The sequence below is a fragment of the Clostridium sp. 1001270J_160509_D11 genome (genome assembly GCF_015667935.1).
Lineage (GTDB): Bacteria > Bacillota > Clostridia > Peptostreptococcales > Peptostreptococcaceae > Intestinibacter.
Genome location: NZ_JADPET010000225.1, coordinates 1 through 2,591, shown reverse-complemented (window position 1 = coordinate 2,591; position 2,591 = coordinate 1). Strand labels below are relative to the sequence as shown.

Below are 2,591 nucleotides of genomic sequence, written 5' to 3'. Positions count from 1 at the left end.
AAAGTTCTTTTTTGTTGTAGAAAACTATTAGATTTTTAAACTAAGATATAAACAGGAGTATGTACAAATAGTAGTTACCTAATATAAAGGAGTAATTATGATAAGGTACATAAATAGACATTTATAGATAGGGGACATTTTATATTCTAACAAATAGGGAGGGGAAAAATATGCTAGAGCAGTCTTATTATGAAAAGACAGATGAGATTATCGAACTTCATGGTGCAACAGCCAGTTCTTTAATTCCAGTTATGCAAGATGTGCAAGCTGAGTATCGTTATTTGCCAGGAGAATTACTTTCTTATATTGCAGACAAATTAGGCATACCACTAGCAAAGGCATATAGTGTTGCAACTTTTTACGAAAACTTTTCTTTTGATCCAAAAGGAAAATATGTTATCAAAGTATGTGATGGTACAGCATGTCACGTACGTAAATCAGTGCCAGTAAGAGAAGCATTGGAAAAACATTTAGGTTTAGGAAAAGGCAAACAAACTACTGATGACATGTTATTTACTATAGAAATAGTATCATGTTTAGGAGCTTGTGGTCTTGCACCAGTTATGACTATCAATGATAAAGTCCATCCAAAAATGAATCCAGATAAAGCTGTAGAAATAATAGATGAATTGAAGGAAGGAGAGTGCGAATAATGAGGATAGAAACAAGAGAACAATTACAAGCTATTCGTAAAGAAGCGAAAGCAAAAATTGACGCAACTCCTATACGTATATTAATTTGTGCAGGGACTGGTTGCATATCAGGTGGTTCACAATTTATATATGAAAAAATGAAAGAACTTGTTGGAGATAATGAAAATGTAGAAGTAAAATTTGAAGGTCATGTTTCACATCCAGAAGTTAAAAAAAGTGGATGTCATGGTTTCTGTGAAATGGGGCCATTAATGAGAATAGAACCTTTAAATATACTTTATGTAAAAGTCCAACTTGAAGATTGTGAAGAAATTTATAATGAAACAATTCTAAAGAGAAATGTAATCGATAGATTAGTATATAAACAAAACGGCAAATCTTATGTAAGCCAAGAATCTATACCTTTCTATGAAAAACAAACTCGTATAGTTCTTAAAAACTGCGGTCATATAGATGCAGAGCACATAGAAGAATATATAGCAATTGGCGGTTACAAAGGTTTAGAAAAAGTATTATTCGACATGACTAAAGAAGAAGGATTAGAAGAAATACTAAAATCTGGACTTAGAGGTCGTGGGGGTGCTGGTTTCCCAACAGGTAAGAAATGGGCAGAGGTTGCAAAACAACCAGTAACCGAGAGATATGTAGTATGTAATGGTGATGAAGGTGACCCAGGAGCATTCATGGACAGAAGTATCATGGAAGGTGACCCTCACAAAATGATAGAAGGTATGATGATAGGTGCTTACTTAGTAGGTGCTCAAAATGGATATATATATGTCCGTGCTGAATATCCATTAGCAGTTGAACGTTTAAGAATAGCTATAGCTCAAGCTGAGGAACGTGGACTACTTGGAGATAATATATTAGGAACTGATTTTAGTTTCAGATTACACATAAATAGAGGTGCAGGGGCTTTCGTTTGTGGTGAAGGTAGTGCATTAACAGCTTCTATAGAAGGTAATCGTGGTATGCCAAGGGTTAAACCACCTCGTTCTGCTGAAAAAGGTCTATTTGAAAGACCAACAGTATTAAACAACGTTGAAACATATGCAAACGTTCCAATGATAATAACAAACGGTTCTGATTGGTACAGAGGTTTTGGTACAGAAGGCAGTCCTGGTACGAAAGCGTTTGCATTAACAGGTAGTGTTAATAATACAGGATTAATAGAAGTTCCAATGGGAACTACACTAAGAGAAATAGTTTACGATATTGGTGGCGGTGTTAAAGATAATGTTCCATTCAAAGCTGTCCAAATAGGTGGACCATCAGGTGGATGTTTAGTTGAAAAACACTTAGACTTACCATTAGACTTTGACTCAGTTAAAAAACTGAATGCCATAATGGGTTCTGGTGGACTTGTAGTAATGGACGAAAACAGTTGTATGGTTGACGTTGCTCGTTTCTTCATGAGTTTCACACAAAGAGAATCATGTGGTAAATGTACTCCATGTCGTATAGGAACTAAGAGAATGCTTGAAATGTTAGATAAAATAACTGAAGGTAAAGGTACATTAGAAGATCTAGATAAACTAGAAGAAACTGCAAAAACAGTAAGAACTATGTCATTATGTGGTCTTGGTAAGAGTGCTCCACTTCCAGTTATAAGTACATTAGAATTATTTAGACACGAATATGAAGAACATATAGTTGATGGTAAATGTAGAGCTCATGTATGTTCTGCATTAAAAACTTTCAAAATTGATCCAGATAAATGTAAAGGTTGTACTAAATGTGCTAGAAACTGTCCAGTTGGTGCAATCACTGGTGAAAAGAAAGCACCTCATGTTATCGATACAACTAAATGTATTAAATGTGGAGCTTGTATGGAAGGTTGTAAATTCGACGCTATATATACTGAATAAAAAGATTGAATATAAAATTGCATAAAAATAAGATACAAAAAAATTAGATATAAAAATTAAAAATAACATT

The 2,591-nt window shown here is 34.1% G+C and carries 2 protein-coding genes; both read left to right on the top strand.

From position 1 onward, the window contains the following. Positions 1–170: 170 nt before the first annotated feature. Positions 171–653 (top strand): NAD(P)H-dependent oxidoreductase subunit E, encoded by a 483-nt coding sequence (locus I4U58_RS13450; RefSeq protein ID WP_195931843.1) that lies wholly within the window; start codon positions 171–173, stop codon positions 651–653. After that, the gene (locus tag I4U58_RS13445) at positions 653–2,521 is read left to right on the top strand and encodes an NADH-quinone oxidoreductase subunit NuoF (protein ID WP_195931842.1); all 1,869 of its coding nucleotides are present in this window, start codon (positions 653–655) and stop codon (positions 2,519–2,521) included. Before I4U58_RS13450 ends, I4U58_RS13445 begins: the two co-directional genes overlap by 1 nt. The last annotated feature ends 70 nt before the right edge of the window (positions 2,522–2,591 follow it).

Excerpts from the sequence above, each read along its gene's own strand:
- I4U58_RS13450 (WP_195931843.1), top strand. The coding sequence starts at position 171 with ATGCTAGAGCAGTCTTATTATGAAAAGACAGATGAGATTATCGAACTT.
- I4U58_RS13445 (WP_195931842.1), top strand. The coding sequence starts at position 653 with ATGAGGATAGAAACAAGAGAACAATTACAAGCTATTCGTAAAGAAGCG.